General features: G+C 31.9%; 4 protein-coding genes. All 4 read left to right on the forward strand.

What is annotated here, in order from left to right; all coding sequences use genetic code 11:
• Positions 1–84 precede the first annotated feature (84 nt).
• Positions 85–552, forward strand: coding sequence for a hypothetical protein (locus CSW08_RS18115; protein ID WP_157831472.1), 468 nt, complete (start codon positions 85–87; stop codon positions 550–552).
• Positions 553–697: 145 nt separating this feature from the next.
• A complete protein-coding gene (locus CSW08_RS10705) occupies positions 698–1,312 on the forward strand; it encodes a hypothetical protein (RefSeq protein WP_106659884.1) in 615 nt (204 codons plus the stop codon).
• 422 nt (positions 1,313–1,734) lie between these two features.
• The gene (locus CSW08_RS10715) at positions 1,735–2,001 is read left to right on the forward strand and encodes a hypothetical protein (protein ID WP_106659886.1); all 267 of its coding nucleotides are present in this window, start codon (positions 1,735–1,737) and stop codon (positions 1,999–2,001) included.
• A 211-nt stretch (positions 2,002–2,212) separates the two neighbouring features.
• Positions 2,213–2,707 (forward strand): hypothetical protein, encoded by a 495-nt coding sequence (locus tag CSW08_RS18120; protein ID WP_162495553.1) that lies wholly within the window; start codon positions 2,213–2,215, stop codon positions 2,705–2,707.
• The last annotated feature ends 131 nt before the right edge of the window (positions 2,708–2,838 follow it).

Raw genomic sequence — 2,838 nt, forward strand, 5'->3', positions numbered from 1 at the left:
GATTTTCCTTCGGAAAATCCTCGCCCACAAACACGCAACTTTCCATACACGAACACGTTGTGGGTAATTTAAAAAACCAAAAATATGAGCAAACTGATTTTAATTTTGAGTTTAGTAATTCTTCCAATAATTTCTTTCGGACAAATAAGCGAAAATGAATTTGAGAAAACTATTGAATGGATCAATCAAAATCCATCTGAACCAGATAATAAGGAATTTGTATCAAAATCAGCCGACTTAATAAAATTTCAATTGTTCAAACATCCTGACTTTGCAATAAATATTAGCGGAATCAAAGAACTTGACAAAGAATGGAAAGGGCACAGATATGAAAAATATTTTCTAATCGCTTATTCTTATAATCAACTTTATTATAAACTTAAAAATGAGAAGTTTGACAATCTGAATGCTTCTGTATTTTCAATAAAAAAGTTAATTGAGTCATATTCAAAAATCATTGAAAGTAATCCTGAATTGAAAATTGGAACTCTTGATGAATATAAAAAATTGGATGAAACTGAGTTGAAAAAAAGAATAAAAAAGTTAATATAAAAACTACCCACAACACCGTGTATAAAAAATTGCTAGTTTTAGCTAATACAAAGTTGGTTGCATGTTTGCCGGCTTCCGATTTTCCTTCGGAAAATCCTCGCCCTCAAACACGCAACTTTCCATACACGAACACGTTGCCCACAATATGAAAAAAACGATTTTACTACTAGTAACAATCATTTTTATTTCTTGTAATTCCAATTCTCAAGGAACAAAAGAAAATGGAAAAATTGAAAACGGAATTTATACTTGCAATCGATTTGATTGGCAGATTAGCATACCTAATGGATATGAAATACGAACTGTAAAAGATGAGCAAGACTTGGAAGAAGTCGGATACGAAACTGTAAATGACCAAGTGCCAGATGGAATGACAGTTCGAAAAAATCGACCATATTTAATCGGATTTGGAGTTGACGAAAAAAACTACTTTTCTGCCTCATTTGAGCCACTCGAAGGAACAAAAAAAATGACTTTGCCTGAACACCAAAAGTTTGTCGCTAAATTGATTTCTGACTCTTATGCAACTATAAACGGAATTAAATCCGAGCAGGAATTGGAAAATAAAAAAATAGGAGATTATGACTTTTATATTATTAAAGGCAAGTTGTATAATCAAAAAACAGATGAGCTTTTATTAACGCAATTGATTTACAACACTTATATAAAAAATCATTTATTTAGTGTTTCAATAAATTATTCGACTGAACAGAACGGAAAAACACTGATTGAAAATTTTGAAAAATCATTAACTGAATAAAAAAATACTGTGGGCAACACCGTGTATAAAAAATTGCTAGTTTTAGCTGACACAAAGTTGGTTGCTCGTTTGCCGGCTTCTGATTTTCCTTCGGAAAACCCTCGCACGCAAACACGCAACTTTCCATACACGAACACGTTGTGTGCAAGCTGAAAAACCAAGAATAATTGAGAAAAACAATTTACATAATATCTCTAATTTTACTAATAATTGGAATTCCATTATTTGAATTTATGGCTTTCAATTCAATGGTCAGTTTAAAATACGAAACACGTGAATTGACTGATTGTATTTCTCTTGTTTCTGGAATTGACTTGTGTAAAGCAATCAGAACATTTCACATTTTAGCTATTCTTTGCGGACTGACTTTTATCGGACTTTTAATTTATAGAAAACGGATTTTAAAACCGAGAAATTGAACAATGAATCAACCGACTAAAAATCATTTAGAAATTTTAAAAGAAATTATAATACTTTTAAAAAACAGCGGATTTGAAACCGAACAAATTTTATTGGAAAATGAAATTTCAGCAAGTTCAACTGGTGGAGAAATTTGTTTGAGATGCGGTTCCTTACTTCTGACTTTAAATAAGCAGAAAAAAATTAAGAAAGTAATTGGCGGACTGACTTCTGAACTAATCGACTATTGTCATTTTAACGGAATTGAGCCTGTTCCGATAAAAAATTAAAAAATAAATAGTGGAAATAAAAGCCAGTTGCCAACACCGTGTATAAAAAATTGCTAGTTTTAGCTAATACAAAGTTTGTTGCCTGTTTGCTGGCTTCCGATTTTCCTTCGGAAAATCCTCGCCCCCAAACACGCAACTTTCCATACACGAACACGTTGTGTACAATACGATGAATCGAACTCTAAACATACTTATCGTACTAATTTCAACTTTGAGTTATTCTCAAAACAACTCGGAATTTGAAGTTTTTAAAAAAATAATTAACTATGAAATTGGAAAAGGCTCAACTGGAATTTATATACAATGTGAAAAACCAAAAACTTCATTTGACCAAAAAAAATTTAGAGAACAAACTGGACTTGAAGTTCCTGAAAACATCCTAAACGAAATTGAGCAAAATGCAACAAAAAGTAGTGACGGAAATTGGAATTCGGAATTAATAAGCGAATTGAGTTATGGCTCCGACTTTTTTAAAAGTAATAAGTGTTTGACCAAAAAAGGCGCTGAACTAATATTAAAAACAACAACAAAAAGACAAACTATCGTTTCCATAAGCGAGCCGATTTTTGACAATAATTATGAGATTTGTGTGGTTTCTGTAACTTATTGGAAATTTAATGGGAGTGCATACGGACATAGATATTTTTTAAAAAAAGTTTATGGAATGTGGACAGTAATAGTCGAATATGGAACATGGATGACCTAAAAAAAAGTACTGTACACAACACCGTGTATAAAAAATTGCTAGTTTTAGCTAATACAAAGTTGGTTGCGCGTTTGCTGGCTTCCGATTTTCCTTCGGAAAATCCTCGCCCACAAACACGCAACTTTCCATAC

The sequence above is a fragment of the Confluentibacter flavum genome (genome assembly GCF_002843175.1).
In the GTDB taxonomy this organism is placed as follows: Bacteria; Bacteroidota; Bacteroidia; order Flavobacteriales; family Flavobacteriaceae; genus Confluentibacter; species Confluentibacter flavum.

Coding starts and splice junctions, on each gene's coding strand:
- CSW08_RS18115 (WP_157831472.1), top strand. CDS start 85: ATGAGCAAACTGATTTTAATTTTGAGTTTAGTAATTCTTCCAATAATT.
- CSW08_RS10705 (WP_106659884.1), top strand. CDS start 698: ATGAAAAAAACGATTTTACTACTAGTAACAATCATTTTTATTTCTTGT.
- CSW08_RS10715 (WP_106659886.1), top strand. CDS start 1,735: ATGAATCAACCGACTAAAAATCATTTAGAAATTTTAAAAGAAATTATA.